General features: G+C 62.5%; 17 protein-coding genes. 5 read left to right on the top strand and 12 right to left on the bottom strand.

The window, feature by feature from the left end:
* Nucleotides 1–3 precede the first annotated feature (3 nt).
* The 9 genes from ACIPZC_RS19355 to ACIPZC_RS19315 form a co-directional block, all read right to left on the bottom strand.
* Nucleotides 4–1164 (bottom strand): D-alanyl-D-alanine carboxypeptidase family protein, encoded by a 1161-nt coding sequence (locus ACIPZC_RS19355; RefSeq protein WP_400628853.1) that lies wholly within the window; start codon nt 1162–1164, stop codon nt 4–6.
* A 337-nt stretch (nt 1165–1501) separates the two neighbouring features.
* Nucleotides 1502–2500 (bottom strand): septal ring lytic transglycosylase RlpA family protein, encoded by a 999-nt coding sequence (locus tag ACIPZC_RS19350; protein WP_241803947.1) that lies wholly within the window; start codon nt 2498–2500, stop codon nt 1502–1504.
* Nucleotides 2500–3510 carry a lytic murein transglycosylase B gene (gene mltB, locus ACIPZC_RS19345; RefSeq protein WP_400628851.1) on the bottom strand — a complete coding sequence of 337 codons (1011 nt, stop codon included), beginning with the start codon at nt 3508–3510 and terminating at the stop codon, nt 2500–2502. The genes ACIPZC_RS19350 and mltB overlap by 1 nt, the downstream gene beginning before the upstream one ends.
* 17 nt (nt 3511–3527) lie before the next feature.
* Entirely contained in the window at nt 3528–4631 is a 1104-nt protein-coding gene (gene rodA / locus ACIPZC_RS19340; protein WP_400628956.1) for a rod shape-determining protein RodA, read from the bottom strand.
* A 38-nt stretch (nt 4632–4669) separates the two neighbouring features.
* Nucleotides 4670–6559 (bottom strand): penicillin-binding protein 2, encoded by a 1890-nt coding sequence (mrdA, locus tag ACIPZC_RS19335; RefSeq protein WP_400628849.1) that lies wholly within the window; start codon nt 6557–6559, stop codon nt 4670–4672.
* A 16-nt stretch (nt 6560–6575) separates the two neighbouring features.
* Nucleotides 6576–7043 (bottom strand): 23S rRNA (pseudouridine(1915)-N(3))-methyltransferase RlmH, encoded by a 468-nt coding sequence (rlmH, locus tag ACIPZC_RS19330; protein WP_008090421.1) that lies wholly within the window; start codon nt 7041–7043, stop codon nt 6576–6578.
* A gap of 9 nt (nt 7044–7052) precedes the next feature.
* Nucleotides 7053–7475 carry a ribosome silencing factor gene (gene rsfS, locus ACIPZC_RS19325; RefSeq protein ID WP_241803950.1) on the bottom strand — a complete coding sequence of 141 codons (423 nt, stop codon included), beginning with the start codon at nt 7473–7475 and terminating at the stop codon, nt 7053–7055.
* Nucleotides 7476–7520: 45 nt separating this feature from the next.
* A complete protein-coding gene (gene nadD, locus ACIPZC_RS19320) occupies nt 7521–8213 on the bottom strand; it encodes a nicotinate-nucleotide adenylyltransferase (RefSeq protein ID WP_400628846.1) in 693 nt (230 codons plus the stop codon).
* Nucleotides 8182–9453 (bottom strand): glutamate-5-semialdehyde dehydrogenase, encoded by a 1272-nt coding sequence (locus ACIPZC_RS19315; protein ID WP_400628844.1) that lies wholly within the window; start codon nt 9451–9453, stop codon nt 8182–8184. Before ACIPZC_RS19315 ends, nadD begins: the two co-directional genes overlap by 32 nt.
* Before the next feature lie 204 nt (nt 9454–9657).
* Here ACIPZC_RS19315 and ACIPZC_RS19310 point away from each other — a divergent pair, with 204 nt between their 5' ends.
* Together ACIPZC_RS19310 and ACIPZC_RS19305 are read left to right on the top strand one after the other, a co-directional pair.
* Entirely contained in the window at nt 9658–10350 is a 693-nt protein-coding gene (locus ACIPZC_RS19310) for a DNA-3-methyladenine glycosylase (RefSeq protein WP_400628842.1), read from the top strand.
* Nucleotides 10351–10353: 3 nt separating this feature from the next.
* On the top strand, nt 10354–11670 hold the full coding sequence (locus ACIPZC_RS19305) for a bifunctional DedA family/phosphatase PAP2 family protein (protein WP_241803954.1): 1317 nt from the start codon (nt 10354–10356) through the stop codon (nt 11668–11670).
* A 173-nt stretch (nt 11671–11843) separates the two neighbouring features.
* Here ACIPZC_RS19305 and ACIPZC_RS19300 read toward each other — a convergent pair whose 3' ends face one another.
* From ACIPZC_RS19300 to ACIPZC_RS19290, 3 genes are read right to left on the bottom strand one after another with little or no spacing between them, the layout of a single operon-like run.
* Nucleotides 11844–12434 (bottom strand): LON peptidase substrate-binding domain-containing protein, encoded by a 591-nt coding sequence (locus tag ACIPZC_RS19300; RefSeq protein ID WP_241803955.1) that lies wholly within the window; start codon nt 12432–12434, stop codon nt 11844–11846.
* A 9-nt stretch (nt 12435–12443) separates the two neighbouring features.
* Nucleotides 12444–13160 carry an LrgB family protein gene (locus ACIPZC_RS19295; RefSeq protein WP_400628839.1) on the bottom strand — a complete coding sequence of 239 codons (717 nt, stop codon included), beginning with the start codon at nt 13158–13160 and terminating at the stop codon, nt 12444–12446.
* Nucleotides 13157–13519, bottom strand: coding sequence for a CidA/LrgA family protein (locus ACIPZC_RS19290; protein ID WP_241803957.1), 363 nt, complete (start codon nt 13517–13519; stop codon nt 13157–13159). Before ACIPZC_RS19290 ends, ACIPZC_RS19295 begins: the two co-directional genes overlap by 4 nt.
* A 144-nt stretch (nt 13520–13663) precedes the next feature.
* Here ACIPZC_RS19290 and ACIPZC_RS19285 point away from each other — a divergent pair, with 144 nt between their 5' ends.
* From ACIPZC_RS19285 to ACIPZC_RS19275, 3 genes are all read left to right on the top strand, one after another.
* The gene (locus ACIPZC_RS19285; RefSeq protein ID WP_241803958.1) at nt 13664–14119 is read left to right on the top strand and encodes a MaoC family dehydratase; all 456 of its coding nucleotides are present in this window, start codon (nt 13664–13666) and stop codon (nt 14117–14119) included.
* Nucleotides 14120–14212: 93 nt separating this feature from the next.
* The gene (locus tag ACIPZC_RS19280; RefSeq protein ID WP_241803959.1) at nt 14213–15946 is read left to right on the top strand and encodes a C13 family peptidase; all 1734 of its coding nucleotides are present in this window, start codon (nt 14213–14215) and stop codon (nt 15944–15946) included.
* 27 nt (nt 15947–15973) lie between these two features.
* The gene (locus tag ACIPZC_RS19275) at nt 15974–16618 is read left to right on the top strand and encodes an oxidoreductase (RefSeq protein WP_012312540.1); all 645 of its coding nucleotides are present in this window, start codon (nt 15974–15976) and stop codon (nt 16616–16618) included.
* Nucleotides 16619–16630 lie beyond the last annotated feature (12 nt).

Genomic DNA, 16630 nt, shown 5'->3' with positions numbered 1-16630 from the left:
GTATCAGTTGAACAACCCGTAGAAGAATAGACGGATGCTATCCCACATACGACGGATGAAACCACCTTCCTCGACGCCATCGAGGGCGATCAGGTCGGCGCTGTGAACCACGTTATCGTCCAGTTTGACTTCCACTTTGCCGATCACGTCACCTTTGGCGATCGGTGCAGTGAGTTGTGGGTTCATGGTCATCGAAGCCTGCAGACGCTTCATCTGGCCTTTAGGCATGGTCAGAGTCAGGTCGTCGGCCAGCCCGGCTTTGACGATGCTGGTGGCGCCTTTCCAGACCGGGGCCTGGGTCAGTTCGGTGCCTTTCTGATAGAAGGTCTGGGTTTCGAAGAAGCGGAAGCCGTAAGTCAGCAGCTTCTGGGTTTCGGCAGCCCGGGACTGCTCGCTGTTGGTGCCGAACACCACCGCAATCAAACGCTGACCGTCGCGTACAGCCGAAGCCACCATGCAGTAGCCGGCTTCTTCGGTGTGGCCAGTCTTCAGGCCATCGACCGTCTTGTCACGCCACAGCAGCAGGTTGCGGTTTGGCTGCTTGATGTTGTTCCAGAGGAACTCTTTCTGCGAATAGATGGCGTAGTGAGCCGGGTCGACGTTGATGATCGCGCGCGCCAGGATGGCCATGTCGTGGGCCGAGGAGTAGTGGTCCGGGTGCGGCAGGCCGGTCGGGTTCATGAAGTGGCTGTTGGACATGCCCAACTCGGCGCCAGTCTTGTTCATCATGTCGGCGAAGGCATCTTCGCTGCCCGCGATGTGCTCGGCCAAGGCGACCGATGCGTCGTTGCCCGACTGGATGATGATGCCATGCAGCAGGTCACTGACGGTGACCTGGCTACCGACCTTGATGAACATGCGCGAACCACCGGTACGCCAGGCGTTCTCGCTGACGGTGACCGGGTCGTTCTCGCCGATCTGGCCACGGCGGATGTCCAGGGTGGCGATGTAGGCGGTCATCAGCTTGGTCAGGCTGGCCGGCGGCAGGCGCTCGTCGCCGTTGTTTTCGACCAGCACATTGCCGCTGGACGCGTCCATGAGTACATAGGACTTGGCTGCCAGTTGCGGTGGTGCCGGCATCATCTGCTCTGCCGCAATGGCAACAGGCGTGATCATCAGCAGTACGGGCAGGCAAAGTCGTTTGGCAAGGTTGGTGATGTTCATCCGTCTCTCGAAAATCGCTAATGGTCTGAGATGTTCCCTGGGCCACGTCGTGTGCCCAGCGCCAGTCAGTCTAGTTTTTGCGGCTCGGGGCCGAGCCCACGAAGTGCGGCTTTGTGTCGCTGCGGGCAAAAGCCGACATTGTACATGGCCGCGCGCGGCAATTCATGACAAAACAGACAGCTCGAGCTGCAAGCTGCAAGCTGCAAGCTCCAAGCTCCAAGCTCCAAGCTGTAAGCTGTAAGCCAAGGCGACGCGCACCGGGCTTCTTCTTGCAGCTTGCAGCTTGAAGCTTGCAGCTTAAAGCTTGCAGCTCGAAGCTTGCAGCTCGCACCCGCGGTCAGTCTGTGACCAGCTTGGCCTGGCCAAGGTTCGCCAGGCGAATGCTGTCCTGCGCCTGTTGGATTTCGCCCTGGCTGCTGATCGGCCCAAGGCGCACGCGGTGCAGGGTCTGCTGGTTACGCACGATGGAGCTGATGAACACCGGTGCGCTGACCATGGTGCTCAGCTTCGCACGCAACAGCTCGGCCGCATCCGGGTTGGCGAAAGCGCCCACCTGCAAGAAGCTGCCACCGTTGCCTGCCGGCACATTGTTGCCACCCACCTGCACAGGCACTACCGGCGCCGCGTGTTGCTGCGCCGGCGGCGACCATTGCTCGACACGCCCGGTGCTGGCCGCAATCGCCTGAGTCTGGGCTACCTGAGGCTCTTTGAGCATCAAGGGCGGCTGCTGGCCACGCTCGGCCCACCATTTCTGGGGGTCGATGCCTTCGACCCGCACGTGCGCGGTGCCGTTCTCGGCATAGCCGAGCTTCTTGGCAGCGGCATAAGACAGGTCGATGATGCGGTCGGAGTAGAACGGGCCACGGTCATTGACCCGCAAGATCACGCTGCGCCCGTTGGCAAGGTTGGTCACCCGTACGTAGGCAGGCAGCGGCAGGGTCTTGTGGGCTGCGCTCATGCCATACAGGTCATAAAGCTCACCGTTGGCAGTGTTCTGCCCGTGGAACTTGGTGCCGTACCACGAGGCGGTACCTTCGGCCCGGTAGTTGCGGAAGTCCTGCATCGGGTAGTAGGTCTTGCCCAGCACCGTGTAAGGGTTAGCCTTGTAATTGCCGGTGTGCACGGTCGGCGTCGCGTCCGGGATCTTGTTCACATCCACATCCCACCACGGCGCACCGTCCTTGTGAGCACGGTTGATATCCAGGCCGGGCTGCGCACGAACCACATTGCCGCTTTTCTGTGGGGTCGGCCGGCTGGAGGAACAACTGACCAGCAGCATGCCGACGGCCATGCAGGCCAGCAACTTGAAGGTATTGGCAGATTTCATTGCGCGCATTACTTGACGCCCCGTGCTTGGACCAGCTGTTCCGAAAGCTGATGCACCGCCATGGCATACATCACGCTGCGGTTGTAGCGAGTGATCGCGTAGAAATTCTTCAGGCCCATCCAGTATTCAGGCCCGTTTGCGCCTTCCAGCCGGAAGGCGGTCACTGGCAGATCACCGCGCAACGCATCATGACTCGACCAGCCAAGCGCCTGCAACTGTGCGACGGTCTTCACTGGCTCGATGCCCGTGGTCAGGCCTTCGTCTGCACGCGCGCCACTGACCTGGGCCCGGATGACCACGCCCTGCCCGGCCACCCAGCCGTGCTCTTTGAAATAGCTGGCGACACTGCCGATGGCATCGTCGGGGTTGTTCCAGATATTGATGTGGCCATCGCCATCGAAGTCCACCGCGTAGTTGCGAAAGCTGCTCGGCATGAACTGCGGCAAGCCCATGGCACCGGCGTACGAACCTTTGAGAGTCAGCGGGTCGAGCTGCTCTTCGCGCGCCAGCAGCAGGTATTCACGCAACTCCTTGCGGAAGAACTCGGCGCGCGGCGGGTAATCGAAGCCCAGGGTCGACAAGGCATCGATCACACGGTAGTTACCAGTGTTGCGGCCAAAAAAGGTTTCCACGCCGATGATCGCGACGATGTACTGCGCCGGCACGCCGTACACCTGCTCCGCCCGGGCCAGCACCGCTTCATGCTGGCGCCAGAAGTCCACACCGCGGGCGATGCGCGCGTCGGTGATGAACATCGGCCGGTAATCCTTCCACGGTTTCACCCGCTCGGCCGGCCGCGATATGGCGTCGAGGATCGATTGCTTGCGCTGCACCTCGCGGAACACGCCCATCAACTGCTCGCTGGCAAAGCCGTAGTCGCGGCTCATCTGGCCGACGAATTCGGCCACCTCAGGCGAGCCGTCGTAATCGCCGGCATGGGCCTGCTGGACAGCGGCGAACAGGCCCACCGCGCCGACCCACGGCGCAAAACGGGCAGCCCAGTTACGCACTGCTTGCATCAAATTCTTCACCTTTTTCAAACCTGTGCGATCCATTTACGGTGCGTATGGATCGACATCAAAACGCCAAACGCTGACAGCAGCGTCACCAACGAAGTTCCGCCATAGCTGATAAAGGGCAGCGGCACGCCCACCACGGGCAAAAGGCCGCTGACCATCCCGATATTGACGAACACATAGACAAAGAAGGTCATGGTCAGGCTGCCTGCCAGCAGCTTGCCGAACAGGGTCTGCGCCTGAGCGGTGATCATCAGGCCACGGCCGATCAACAAGAGGTAGACGACCAGCAGCAGGCAGATGCCGATCAGCCCGAATTCTTCGCCGAGCACGGCGATGATGAAGTCGGTATGGCTCTCTGGAAGGAAGTCCAGGTGCGACTGGGTGCCCAGCAGCCACCCCTTGCCGAACACACCACCCGAGCCGATGGCGGCCTTGGACTGGATGATGTTCCAGCCGGTGCCCAGCGGGTCGCTTTCAGGGTCGAGGAACGTCAGCACGCGCTGTTTCTGGTAGTCGTGCATGACGAAGAACCACATGGCCACCGCCACAGGCACGGTCGCCGCCAGCACGCTCAGGATCCAGCGCCAGCGCAGGCCGCCCATGAACAACACGAAGGCGCCGGAGGCAAGGATCAGCAACGCCGTACCCAGGTCGGGCTGGCGGACGATGAGAATGAACGGTACGCCAATCAGCACCAGGCTGATGGCCACGTGTTTCAGATGAGGCGGCAGGGTGCGTTTGGACAGGTACCAGGCGATGGTCGCGGGCATGATGATCTTCATGAACTCCGAGGGCTGGAAGCGGATTACCCCGGGTATGTTGATCCAGCGCGTGGCGCCCATGGCGTTATGGCCCATGACGTCCACCACGACCAACAGCAGCACCCCCGTGAGATAGGCAAGAGGCACCCAGCGCGCCATGAAGCGTGGTTCAAGCTGGGCGATGACGAACATCGACACCAGCCCGATACCGAATGAAGTGGCCTGTTTGAGCAGCAAGTCCCAGTTTTTGCCACTGGCAGAATAGAGCACGAACAGGCTGCCCGCGGCGAGGATCAACAGGATGACCAGCAAGGGGCCGTCGATGTGGATGCGCTGCAGGAAGCTGGCGCGTCGACGCATTACGTCCTCGCTGGAGAGCATGCGGTCGAAATTGTTCTTCACGGGGCCGTTTCCTGGGCGACAGTGGCAGGAGCGAACTCGGACTTGAGCCGACCGTTCTCGTCGAGCAGCCAGGCGTCCATGATCTGCCGCACCACGGGTGCGGCGACACCGGAGCCGGACTCGCCGTTCTCGACCATCACCGAAACCACGATCTTAGGATCGTCGGCCGGGGCGAAGGCGACGAACAACGCGTGGTCGCGGTGGCGCTCCTGAATTTTGTTGCGGTCGTATTTCTCGCCCTGCCTGATCGCGACCACCTGCGCGGTACCGCTCTTGCCGGCAATGCGGTACTGGGCACCGGCCGCAGCCTTGCGCGCAGTACCGCGGGCGTTGTGCATCACCTGCTCCATGCCGTGGGTGACCTTGGCCCAGTCGGACTTGTCACGCAGGATGATGTTTTCCATCGGGTTCGGGTCCACGGGCGGCTGACCTTCGATGGTCTTGGCCAGGTGCGGACGGTTCCAGACGCCCTTGTTGGCGATCAGCGCGGTGGCCTGGGCCAGTTGCAGCGGCGTTGCCTGCATGTAGCCCTGGCCGATACCCAGAATCAGGGTTTCACCGGGGAACCACGCTTGGCGGCGGGTGGCGCGTTTCCATTCCCGCGACGGCATCAACCCGGCCGACTCCTCGAACATGTCCAGGGCAACCTTCTGCCCGATGCCGAACTTGTTCATGTAGGTAGACAGCCGATCGATGCCCATCTTGTGGGCAAGATCGTAGAAATAGGTGTCATTGGAGCGCATGATTGCGGTATCCAGGTCGACCCAGCCATCACCACTGCGGTTCCAGTTACGGTATTTGTGGTCGTAGTTGGGCAGTTGGTAGTAGCCCGGGTCGAACACCCGACTGCCGGCATTGACCACACCGCTGTCCAGGCCGGCGATGGCAACCGCCGGCTTGATGGTCGAGCCAGGCGGGTACAGGCCGCGCAGTACGCGGTTGAACAGCGGCCGGTCGATCGAGTCGCGCAACTCGGCGTAGGCCTTGAAACTGATGCCGGTGACGAACAGGTTCGGGTCGAAGCTCGGCTGGCTGACCATTGCCAGCACTTCGCCGCTACGCGGGTCGAGCGCTACCACCGCACCACGGCGCCCACCCAGGGCGGCTTCGGCAGCTTCCTGCAACTTGATGTCCAGGCTCAGGACGATGTCCTTGCCAGGTTTCGGGTCGGTACGCTTGAGCACTCGCAGCACCCGCCCGCGGGCGTTGGTCTCGACTTCCTCGTAACCGACCTGGCCATGCAGGTCGTCTTCGTAAAAGCGTTCGATGCCGGTCTTGCCAATATGGTGGGTGCCGCTGTAGTTCACCGGGTCAAGGCTTTTGAGCTCTTTCTCGTTGATCCGCCCGACATACCCTACCGAATGGGCGAAATGCGCCCCTTGCGGATAATGCCGCACCAACTGGGCGACCACTTCGACGCCTGGCAAGCGGAACTGGTTGACCGCCACGCGGGCGATCTGCTCTTCGTTCAGCTCGAACAGGATCGGCACTGGCTCGAAGGGCCGTCGCCCCTGCCTCATGCGCTTTTCGAACAGCGCACGATCGTCGGCTGTCAGCTCCAGCACTTCGACGATCGTATCCAGCACTTGCTGCCAATTGCCGGCACGTTCGCGGGTCATCGACAAGCTGAAGCTGGGCCTGTTGTCGGCGATGATCACCCCGTTGCGATCGAAAATCAGCCCGCGAGTCGGCGGGATCGGTTGCACGTGCACCCGGTTGTTTTCCGACAGCGTCGAGTGGTAGTCGTACTGGATGATCTGCAGGTAGTACAGGCGTGCGATCAACACGCAGACAAGCAGCATGACCGCCACGGCGCCGACCACGACGCGGTTACGCACCAGGCGGGCGTCTTTCTCGTGGTCCTTGAGGCGGATCGGCTGCGACATCGGACTGCTTAATGGCTCATTTGTGGTAAGGGTGCCCGGACAACACGGTCCAGGCGCGGTAGATCTGCTCGCCGATGAGTATCCTTACCAACGGGTGCGGCAAGGTCAGCGGCGACAGCGACCAGCGTTGCTCGGCGCGCGCACAAACCTCAGGCGCCAGCCCTTCCGGGCCGCCCACCATCAAATTCACCGTACGCGAGTCCAGCCGCCAGCGGTCCAGCTCGGTAGCCAGTTGCTCGGTACTCCAGGGCTTGCCGTGAACCTCGAGGGTAACGATGCGCTCCCCCGGCTGCACCTTGCTCAGCATGGCCTCACCCTCCTGACGAATCAGGCGGGCGACGTCGGCATTCTTGCCTCGGGTATTGAGCGGAATTTCCACCAGCTCCAGCGACAGCTCCTGGGGCAGGCGCTTGGCATATTCATGCCAGCCTTCCTCGACCCACTTGGGCATGCGCGAGCCGACCGCGATCAGGCGCAGACGCACGACGCTTCCTTATTCCCGGTCTTTGAGCTTGTCGGTGAAGTAGTCGCTGGCGTTTTCCGGGCTGTGGTGCTTGGCATCGGCGGCACGGCTCTGCTCGGCACCCAGCCACAGGCGCTCCAGGTCGTAGAACTGGCGGGCAGCGGCGGTCATCATATGCACGATGACGTCGTTCAGGTCCAGCAGTACCCAGTCGCTGTCGCCCTTGCCTTCTTCGCCCAGCGGCTGTGCACCTTCTTTCTTGACCGTTTCACGGACCTTTTCCAGCATCGCGTTGATCTGGCGATTGGAGGTACCTGTGGCAATGATCATGTAGTCGGTCAGGCTGTGTTTGTCGCGAACGTCGATGACCTGGATATCCTGGGCCTTGACGTCTTCCAGCGCGCTGATGGTCAGCTTGACCAGTTCTTCGCCGTTGATTTTCTGCTTGCTCATATAAAACTCGTTCAACTCGTTGGATGAGGCGCCCACAGGGCACCGTCAGTTAGGCGCACGATACAGTTCATGCGCCTCGATGTAGGCCAGTACGGCGTCCGGCACCAGGAACCTCACCGACCTGCCGCTGGCCAGCAGCTGTCGGATCTGTGTAGCCGACACCGCAAGCGGTGTCTGCCAGACGAACGAAATACTACCCGCCGGGCCGGACATGGCGGTGGGATCGCTCTCCGAGCGCGCGGCCAACAGGTTGCGCAGCTCGTCAGGGGGTTCAACGTCAGCATCCGGGCGTTGCAGTACCAGGATGTGACAGTGTTGCAGCAACTCTTCCCAGCGGTGCCAGCCAGGCAAGCCGCAGAAGGCATCCCAGCCCAGCACCAGAAACAGCTGGTCCTCCGCGCCCAGTTCGGCGCGGACCGACTCCAGCGTGTCGATGGTATAGGACGGTTTGTCGCGCTCAAGCTCACGGGCATCGACGCTCAGGCGCTCGACACCTTGCACGGCCTCACGCACCATCGCCAGGCGGTCTTCGGCGGCCACTTGCGGGGTGTCGCGGTGCGGCGGCCGGGCATTGGGCAACAGGCGCAGCTCTTCCAGCCCCATGAACTCGGCGACCTCGAGCGCGCTGCGCAGGTGGCCGATGTGCACGGGGTCGAAAGTACCGCCAAGAATGCCGATGCGCCGGACTGCCTGGGCCTTGCTCAACTCAGCAGGACTCCTGGCCGCGCAGCTGGCCATCGCCGATCACTACGTACTTCTCGCACGTCAGGCCTTCCAGGCCGACCGGCCCGCGGGCATGCAGCTTGTCGGTGGAAATGCCGATTTCCGCGCCCAAACCGTACTCGAAGCCGTCGGCAAAGCAGGTCGGGGTGTTGAGCATCACCGAAGCCGAGTCCACCTCGGCCATGAACTGGCGGGCTTGGCCCTGGTGTTCGGTAATGATCGAATCTGTGTGGTGCGAGCCATAGTGGTTGATGTGCTCGATCGCCTGCTCCAGCCCGTCGACCACCCGAATCGACAACACGGCGTCGAGGTACTCGGTGTGCCAATCGTCTTCGCTGGCCGGCTTGGCCGCGATCAGCTCACGGGTACGCGCGCAGCCGCGCAGTTCGACGCCTTTTTCCTGGAAGCGGCGGGCCATTTCCGGCAAGAAGCCTTCAGCCACACGCTGGTCGACCAGCAAGGTTTCCATCGCACCGCAAATACCGTAACGGTACGTCTTGGCGTTGAAAGCGACACGCCAGCCCTTGTCCAGGTCGGCATGCTCGGCGACGTAGATGTGGCAGATACCGTCCAGGTGCTTGATCACGGGCACGCGGGCATCGCGGCTGATGCGTTCAATCAGGCCGCGGCCACCCCGGGGCACGATGACATCGACGAACTCAGGCATGCTGATCAGCGCGCCAACCGCCTCACGGTCGGTGGTCTCGACCACCTGCACCACGGCGGCCGGCAGGCCGGCCTCTGCCAGGCCACGCTGAATGCAGGTGGCGATGGCGCGGTTGGAGTGAATGGCCTCGGATCCGCCGCGCAGGATGGTGGCATTGCCAGACTTCAGGCACAGGCTGGCGGCGTCGATGGTCACATTGGGGCGCGACTCGTAGATGATTCCGATCACCCCCAGTGGCACGCGCATCTTGCCGACCTGGATACCCGACGGGCGATAGCTCATGTCGCGGATGGCGCCGACCGGGTCCGGCAGGCTGGCCACCTGGCGCAGGCCGGTGATCATGCCGTCGATACGCGCAGGGGTCAGGGCCAGGCGGTCGAGCAGGGCAGGCTCCAGACCATTGGCACGGCCGGCGGCCAGGTCCTGTTCGTTGGCTGCGGCAAGCTCGGCACGCGCAGCGTCCAGTGCATCGGCAGCAGCCTGCAGGGCGCGGTTTTTCTGCGCAGTGCTGGCGCGGGCGATCACCCGGGAGGCCTGGCGAGCGGCGCGACCCAAACGGGTCATGTAGTCAAGAACGGACTCAGTCATGGGTTCGGTGTCTTGGCGAAGGGGAAATCGGCTGATTATAACTGCCGCGCAGGTATACGCCCAGCGGCGGGTGGCGGATGGTAGAAAATGGCAGACAAGAATCTGTAGGAAAGATGTAACCGCTCTTATCGAACTGTCTTGGTTCAGCCTCGATTAAGCCAATCATTGCTATCATCCGCGCCCACACCACCACGAATCGCCAGCATGCCAGACACGCCCTCCTGCCCTGCCCGCGCCTTGCCCGACAGCTTCTTCGACCGGGACGCCCAGGTCTTGGCCAAAGCCCTGCTCGGCAAGGTCATCCGCCATCGGCACGGCGACCTGTGGCTGGCCGCTCGGATCATTGAAACCGAGGCGTATTACCTGTCGGACAAGGGCAGCCATGCCTCGCTTGGCTACACAGAGAAACGCCGGGCGCTGTTTCTCGATGGCGGGCATATCTACATGTATTACGCCCGCGGAGGCGACTCGCTCAATTTCAGCGCACACGGCCCGGGCAATGCAGTGCTCATCAAGTCGGCCTACCCCTGGGTGGACGCCCTTTCCGATGCCAACAGCCTGGCGCAAATGCAGTTGAACAACCCCGACGCCAGCGGCAAGCTGCGCCCAGCCGAACGCCTGTGCGCCGGCCAGACATTGCTGTGCCGGGCCTTGGGCCTGAAGGTGCCGCAGTGGGATGGCCAGCGCTTCGACCCTGAACGCCTGTACGTGGAGGATTGTGCGATCGCCGTACCCAAAGTGGTCCAGGCCGCGCGCCTGGGTATCCCCCATGGCCGCGATGAGCACCTGCCGTACCGTTTCATCGACGCCGAATACACCCGCTTCTGCACCCGGAACCCGCTGCGCCGGGGCCAAGTCGAAGGGCAAGACTATTTCATTCTCGAACAAGGAAGCTGAACCATGGGCCAATGGCTCGACAGCCTGACCGGCTGGCTCAGCGCCAACCCGCAGTGGCTTGGCGTGGCAATTTTCCTGGTGGCCTGCATCGAATGCCTGGCCATCGCGGGCATCATCGTGCCGGGTACGGTACTGCTGTTTGCCGTCGCAGTATTGGCCGGCAGCGGGACTTTCAGCCTGGGCGAAACATTGCTGCTGGGGTTCCTCGGTGGCCTGCTCGGTGACGCCCTGTCGTACACGATCGGCAAGTACTTCCACCAGAACATCCGCCGCCTACCCCTGTTACGCCACCACCCGGAATGGATCGGCAGCGCTGAAACCTACTTCCAGCGCTACGGCATCGCCAGCTTGCTGGTTGGCCGTTTCATCGGCCCGCTGCGGCCGATGCTGCCGATGGTCGCGGGCATGTTCGACATGCCGTTGCCGCGTTTCATCGCGGTCAGCGTGCTGGCCGGTGCCGGCTGGTCGGTCGCCTACCTGTTGCCGGGCTGGGCCACCGGGGCGGCCATGCGCCTGCCATTGCCGGAAGGGTTCTGGCTGGATGCAGGCATCATCGCAGGCTCCCTGGCGGTACTGATCGGGCTGAGCCTGAACAGCAGCGTACGCGACCAGCGCCACGGAACGCGGCTGATCGCCGGCTTGAGCTTTTTGGCGTTGGCCGGCGTGTTTCTGGGATGGCCGTATTTTCACGAGTTCGACCAGGGCGTGATGACCCTGGTGCAGGAGCATCGCAGCCAAGCGGTGGACGGCACCGTGGTGCTGGTGACCCGCTTGGGCGATTTCCGCACCCAGTTTTTCCTGGGCGGGCTGCTCACCGGCCTGCTGCTGCTCGCCCGGCAGTGGCGGCACGCACTGTTCGCCGGGGGCGCCTTGATGGGTACGGCCATTGCCAATGGCTCGCTGAAATGGCTGTTCGCGCGGGCGCGACCGGAGGTACTGACCGACCCCTTGACCAGTTACAGCATGCCCAGCGGGCACAGCTCGGCCTCGTTTGCGTTCTTTCTGGTAATGGCCGTGCTGGCCGGGCGGGGCCAGCCGCCACGCTTGCGCCTGACCTGGGTGATGCTGGGGTGCATTCCGGCGCTGGCGATAGCCCTGTCGCGCGTGTACCTGGGAGCGCATTGGCCGACCGACATTCTGGCCGGGGCCTTGCTGGCCTGCTGCGTCTGCGCGCTCAGCCTGACGCTGGTGCAACATCGCCAGCCGCTCAATGCATTGCCACAGCGGGTGTGGTGGCTGGTATTACCGGCGTGTATCGCGCTGTTGGCTTTTTTTGCCCTACACGCGTTGCCGCTGGCCCTGGAGCGTTATCAATACTGACATTGGCTGGACGGCCCTATCGCCGGCAAGCCGGCTCCCACCGGGATCGCGCCAGCTCTTGGAAGTTGAGCAAGCCAGTCGCTGCCACAGGTAAAGCGCAGGCCCGAAGAGCTGCGCGGTCGTGGTGGGAGCCGGCTTGCCGGCGATAGGGCCATGAAAGCAACCAGCCTCGATCAGGCAAACAACTCCCCCTGAATCCGCTCCAGCAGCCTCTGGATTTCCGCCAGCCGCTCCGACGGCGAGTCGATCGCCAGCAAGTCCAGCTTGTCCTCCTCCATGAACGGCAGCAGATAAGCCAGCTGATTGGCCAGTGCCTGGCGCCCCGCGACATCACGAGGCATGTCCAGTGCCTCGACCATCGGGTGCTCACCCAACGCCACCAGCAGGGCCAGCAGGTCATCGTCCTGATCGGTCAGCGGGCTGTCCGCCTGCTCCGCCAGCCAATTCACCTCGCCCAGCAGCAACTGGTCCTTCTGCACTTCGGTCTGGCTCAGTTCGAAGCGCCGCACACCTTCGACCCGAATACCCAGCAGACCATTGTCCTGCTGAACAAAATCACGGATCAGCGCCTCGCACCCGATCGATGCCACCACAGGTGGCGCCTTGCCGACCTGCTCGCCTTCGACGATGCACACCACACCAAAGCCTGTGCCCTGCTTCATGCAGCGGCCAATCATGTCCAGGTAGCGGGCTTCGAATATCTGCAGATCCAGCAGGCAACCGGGAAACAACACAGTATTGAGGGGAAACAGCGGTAGCGTCATCACAACTCCTCAAGCCACCAGGCTGACCGCCAACGGCAGGAACACCGCCGTGGCCACCCCCATCAGGCTCATCGCCAGTGCGGCAAACGCGCCACACTCGTCACTTTCCTGCAAGGCCACCGAGGTACCCACGGCATGCGCGGTCACGCCCAGGGACATGCCACGCGCCTCGGGGCTATGCACGCCAAAACGGCTCAACAACGCCGGGCCGAAGATGGCCCCGATCACTCCGGTGATCAACACGAACACCGCCGCCAGCGCCGCCACACCACCCATTTGCTCGGCCACGAGCATGGCAATCGGTGAGGTCACCGATTTCGGCGCCATGGTCATCAGGATCATATGTTCAGCGCCGAACCACCAGCCCAGCAACAGGCAGCAGAGCGTAGCGAACAGGCCTCCGATTACCAGCGTAGTAAATGTCGGCCAGAACAGCTGACGGATACGCCGCAGGTTCAGGTAGAGCGGCACGGCCAACGCCACCGTGGCCGGCCCCAGCAGGATGTTCATGATCTCGGTGCTCTTGCGGTACTCGCGGTAGTCGATACCACAGACCAGCAATACACCGATCACCAAGACCATCGACACGAGTACCGGCTGCAGGAAAATCCAGCGTGTTTTCTCGTAGGCGGCCAGCACGAGCTGGTAGGCCCCCAGCGTGATACCAATGCCAAACAGCGGATGGTGGACAACCGCATCGAGCGCGCCCTGCCAGTCGAGGATCATGGCTGCTCCCCGCGCTTGCCCTGGCGATGCATGAGTTTCTGCATCAATACACCAACAAACACCAAGGTGGCCAGGCAGGAGATCAGAAGAGCGCCGGCGATGGCCCAGAAGTCTGCAGCGATAGCCTTGGCATACACCATCACACCGACTGCTGGCGGTACCAACAGTAGCGGCAGGTAGCGCAACAGGCTGCTCGCTGCCTCGTTCAAGGGTTTGCCGACCTCACCGCGGGCCATGAGGAACAACAACAAGAGCAACAGACCAATGATCGGCCCGGGCAGTATCGGCACCAACAGATGATTGAGCGCCGTACCCAGCAGCTGGAACAGCACCAGCCAGGTCAAACCACGCAGCAGCATAAGGATCTCCTTTGGGCATGCCGGCCATTATAAGCACGCGCAAGCCTATGGGCAGGCATTCGCCACGATGCTGGCAACTTGACTGTCATTGCGCACCGTGCTGATCTTGCACTCTCGTACCAAATGACAACCTGGAGAGTCGTGATGCCCTATGTACCGGTTACCGAGCTTTCGCAGTACGTTGGAAAGGAACTGGGACGTTCCGACTGGCTGAAGATCGACCAGCAACGCATCAACCTGTTCGCCGAGGCCACGGGCGATTTTCAGTTCATCCATGTCGACCCTGACAAAGCGGCCAAGACACCGTTCGGCTGCACCATTGCCCACGGTTTCCTGACCTTGTCGCTGATTCCGAAGCTGATGGAAGACATTCTGGTGCTGCCTGAAGGCCTGAAGATGGTCGTCAACTATGGGCTCGACAGCGTGCGGTTCATTCAGCCGGTGAAAGTCGACAGCAAGGTGCGCCTGAAGGTGGACCTGGGTGAGGTGATCGAGAAGAAACCTGGGCAGTGGTTGCTCAAGGCCACCGCGACACTGGAGATCGAAGGTGAGGACAAGCCGGCCTATATCGCCGAGCCGCTTTCGCTCTGCTTCGTCTGATCGTTTTCGGGGCCGCCACGCGGCCCCTGCCATGGCTGTCTCATCCGCCCCATTGTGCGGCATACTCGGCATAACTTTTGCCCGGATTCGGCCATGCGTGCTCTGTTACCTCTCACCCTTACCCTGATGCTCGCTGCCTGTGGCGATGGCGAATCGCTGTTGCCACCGGACGCGCGCCTGCCCGACGGCGGCCGCTACAGGGGCCAGGTGGTCGACGGCCTGCTGCAAGGCGAAGGGCGCATCGACTACCCCAACGGCAGCTGGTACGCCGGCGGCTTCAAGGATGGCCAGTGGCATGGTCAAGGCGAGTGGCATGGCAGCAATGGCGAAATCTATCGTGGCCAGTTCGCTGCCGGCCTGTTCCAGGGCATGGGCGATCTGACCACCCCCGGCAGCCATTACGCCGGCACCTTCAGCCACGGCCGACGTGACGGCGAAGGCACGCTCAAGCAGGCCGACCAGACCTACCGCGGCCAATTCAAGGACGATCAGTACCATGGCGCGGGCGAACTCGAACTCGCCGATGGCAGCCGTTATCAGGGCGTGTTCGCCAGAGGCAAGCCCAACGGTGCCGGCGTACGCAGCGATGCCAGCGGCAATCAGTTCAGCGGCCGCTTCGTCGACGGTCTGTTGCAGGGCAGCGGCACCTACGAAAGCGTCGATGGCGAGCAATATATCGGCGAGTTCAAGGACAATCGCCTGGAAGGTCGTGGCCGCTATGAAAACGCCGAAGGCGATGTGTGGATTGGCGAGTTCAAGGACGGCTCGCTGCTTGGCGAAGGGGAAATGCTCGGCAGCGATGGCAGTCACTACAAGGGCAGCTTCGTCGACTGGCGCCTGGCCGGCCAGGGCAGCCTGCAACTGCCCGATGGCAGCCACTATGTCGGCGGCTTCGAAAACGATGCCTACCAGGGCCGGGGCAAACTGACCCTGGCCAGTGGCAAGGTGCAAAGCGGTTACTGGGTCAATGGTGTGCGTGTTCGCGACCACAACGGCAAATTGCTTCCCGACCCGCTGGAACTGGCGCTGCTCAATCAGGGCAAGCTGCTGGAGCAGGCGCTGGCCCGCGTACCGCGCTCCACGCCGCCGATTGAGCTGTATAGCCTGGTGGTCGCGGGTGACGGCCAACAGAGTGTGTTTCTGCGCGAGGCCGATTACGTCAGCAATCTGTTGAAGGTGCGGTTCGGCGCCCATGGCCAGATCACCCTGGTCAACCACCGCGACCAGATGTCCTCAAGGCCCATGGCAACCCGCGAGAACCTTACCCGTGCCGCCCGCACACTGGCCGAGCGCACCGGCCCGCAGGACCTGGTGTTCATCTACCTGACCAGCCATGGCAGCCAGGACCACCAGTTGGTCTTCGACCAGCCACGCCTGCAGCTGGCCGACCTGTCCGCCGACGAACTGGCCAGCGCCCTGGCGCCGCTCAAGGAACGCGACAAGGTAATCGTCATCTCCGCCTGCTATTCCGGGGGTTACATCGCCCCGCTCAAAGATGAGCGGACAATCATCATGACGGCCGCTCGGGCCGACAGGGTGTCATTCGGCTGCTCGGAAGAGGCTGATTTCACCTATTTCGGCGAGGCTCTGTTCGCCCAGGCGCTGAACCAGACCGACGACCTCGAACAAGCGTTTGAACTGGCGCGCAGCAGTGTTGCCGAACGGGAGAAGCGGGAAGGTTTCGAAGCCTCCGAGCCACAGATCTGGGCACCGCCAACCGTACTGGCACATTGGCAACGCCTGCGCCAGCAGCAAGCTGAAAAAGCCTTACGCAATGCCGCACAAGCGACTTCGCAGGGGCAGGAAAAAAGGCCCACCCCGCACTAGACTTGTGTGTAACACAGGAGAGACATCATGTACTTGACGCCTCAGCATGTCCTGCTTGCCGGAGCCACGGGCCTGACGGGTGAACACCTGCTTGACCGCCTGCTCAACGAGCCCACCATCAGCCGCGTTCTGGCACCCACCCGCCGCCCCTTGGCCGAACATCCACACCTGGAAAACCCGGTCGGCGACCCTGCGGTGTTTTTACCGCAGTTGGCCGGGCGCGTGGACATCGCTTACTGCTGCCTGGGGACTACCCTCAAGCAGGCCGGCTCCGAACAGGCGTTTCGCGCCGTCGACCTGGACATGGTGGTGGCCTTCAGCAAGCGGGCCCGGGAGATGGGGGCGCGCCACCTGCTGGTGGTCAGCGCGATCGGCGCCGACCCCAAATCGTCGATCTTCTACAACCGGGTCAAAGGCGAGATGGAAGAGGCACTCAAAGCGCAGGATTGGCCACAACTGACGATTGTCAGGCCCTCGCTGTTGCTGGGCGAGCGTATCGCCCCGCGCCTGGGAGAGCGCCTGGCGTCGCCGTTTGCGCGGTTGATGCCGGGCAAGTATCGGGGGATCGAAGCCTGCACATTGGCGCGGGCGCTGTGGCGCCTGGCGCTGGAAGAAGAGGACGGGATTCGGGTTGTCGAGTCGGATGAACTGCGTAGATTGGGCAAGAAATAGCGCCCGCCTGTA

The organism is Pseudomonas sp. NPDC089743 (assembly GCF_044748785.1).
Lineage (GTDB): Bacteria > Pseudomonadota > Gammaproteobacteria > Pseudomonadales > Pseudomonadaceae > Aquipseudomonas > Aquipseudomonas putida_X.
Note: the sequence above shows the minus strand (reverse complement) of the source record. Positions and strands in the feature narration are given on the sequence as shown.

What these genes read in the sequence shown, in the direction of transcription:
- ACIPZC_RS19280 (WP_241803959.1), top strand. Translation starts at nt 14,213, where the DNA reads ATGCGTGCTCTGTTACCTCTCACCCTTACCCTGATGCTCGCTGCCTGT.
- nadD (WP_400628846.1), bottom strand. Translation starts at nt 8,213, where the DNA reads ATGGCCAGCTGCGCGGCCAGGAGTCCTGCTGAGTTGAGCAAGGCCCAG.
- ACIPZC_RS19290 (WP_241803957.1), bottom strand. Translation starts at nt 13,519, where the DNA reads ATGCTGCTGCGTGGTTTGACCTGGCTGGTGCTGTTCCAGCTGCTGGGT.
- ACIPZC_RS19355 (WP_400628853.1), bottom strand. Translation starts at nt 1,164, where the DNA reads ATGAACATCACCAACCTTGCCAAACGACTTTGCCTGCCCGTACTGCTG.
- ACIPZC_RS19305 (WP_241803954.1), top strand. Translation starts at nt 10,354, where the DNA reads ATGGGCCAATGGCTCGACAGCCTGACCGGCTGGCTCAGCGCCAACCCG.
- ACIPZC_RS19295 (WP_400628839.1), bottom strand. Translation starts at nt 13,160, where the DNA reads ATGATCCTCGACTGGCAGGGCGCGCTCGATGCGGTTGTCCACCATCCG.
- ACIPZC_RS19285 (WP_241803958.1), top strand. Translation starts at nt 13,664, where the DNA reads ATGCCCTATGTACCGGTTACCGAGCTTTCGCAGTACGTTGGAAAGGAA.
- ACIPZC_RS19300 (WP_241803955.1), bottom strand. Translation starts at nt 12,434, where the DNA reads ATGACGCTACCGCTGTTTCCCCTCAATACTGTGTTGTTTCCCGGTTGC.
- ACIPZC_RS19350 (WP_241803947.1), bottom strand. Translation starts at nt 2,500, where the DNA reads ATGCGCGCAATGAAATCTGCCAATACCTTCAAGTTGCTGGCCTGCATG.
- rodA (WP_400628956.1), bottom strand. Translation starts at nt 4,631, where the DNA reads ATGCGTCGACGCGCCAGCTTCCTGCAGCGCATCCACATCGACGGCCCC.
- ACIPZC_RS19275 (WP_012312540.1), top strand. Translation starts at nt 15,974, where the DNA reads ATGTACTTGACGCCTCAGCATGTCCTGCTTGCCGGAGCCACGGGCCTG.
- rsfS (WP_241803950.1), bottom strand. Translation starts at nt 7,475, where the DNA reads ATGAGCAAGCAGAAAATCAACGGCGAAGAACTGGTCAAGCTGACCATC.
- mltB (WP_400628851.1), bottom strand. Translation starts at nt 3,510, where the DNA reads ATGCAAGCAGTGCGTAACTGGGCTGCCCGTTTTGCGCCGTGGGTCGGC.
- ACIPZC_RS19310 (WP_400628842.1), top strand. Translation starts at nt 9,658, where the DNA reads ATGCCAGACACGCCCTCCTGCCCTGCCCGCGCCTTGCCCGACAGCTTC.
- ACIPZC_RS19315 (WP_400628844.1), bottom strand. Translation starts at nt 9,453, where the DNA reads ATGACTGAGTCCGTTCTTGACTACATGACCCGTTTGGGTCGCGCCGCT.
- mrdA (WP_400628849.1), bottom strand. Translation starts at nt 6,559, where the DNA reads ATGTCGCAGCCGATCCGCCTCAAGGACCACGAGAAAGACGCCCGCCTG.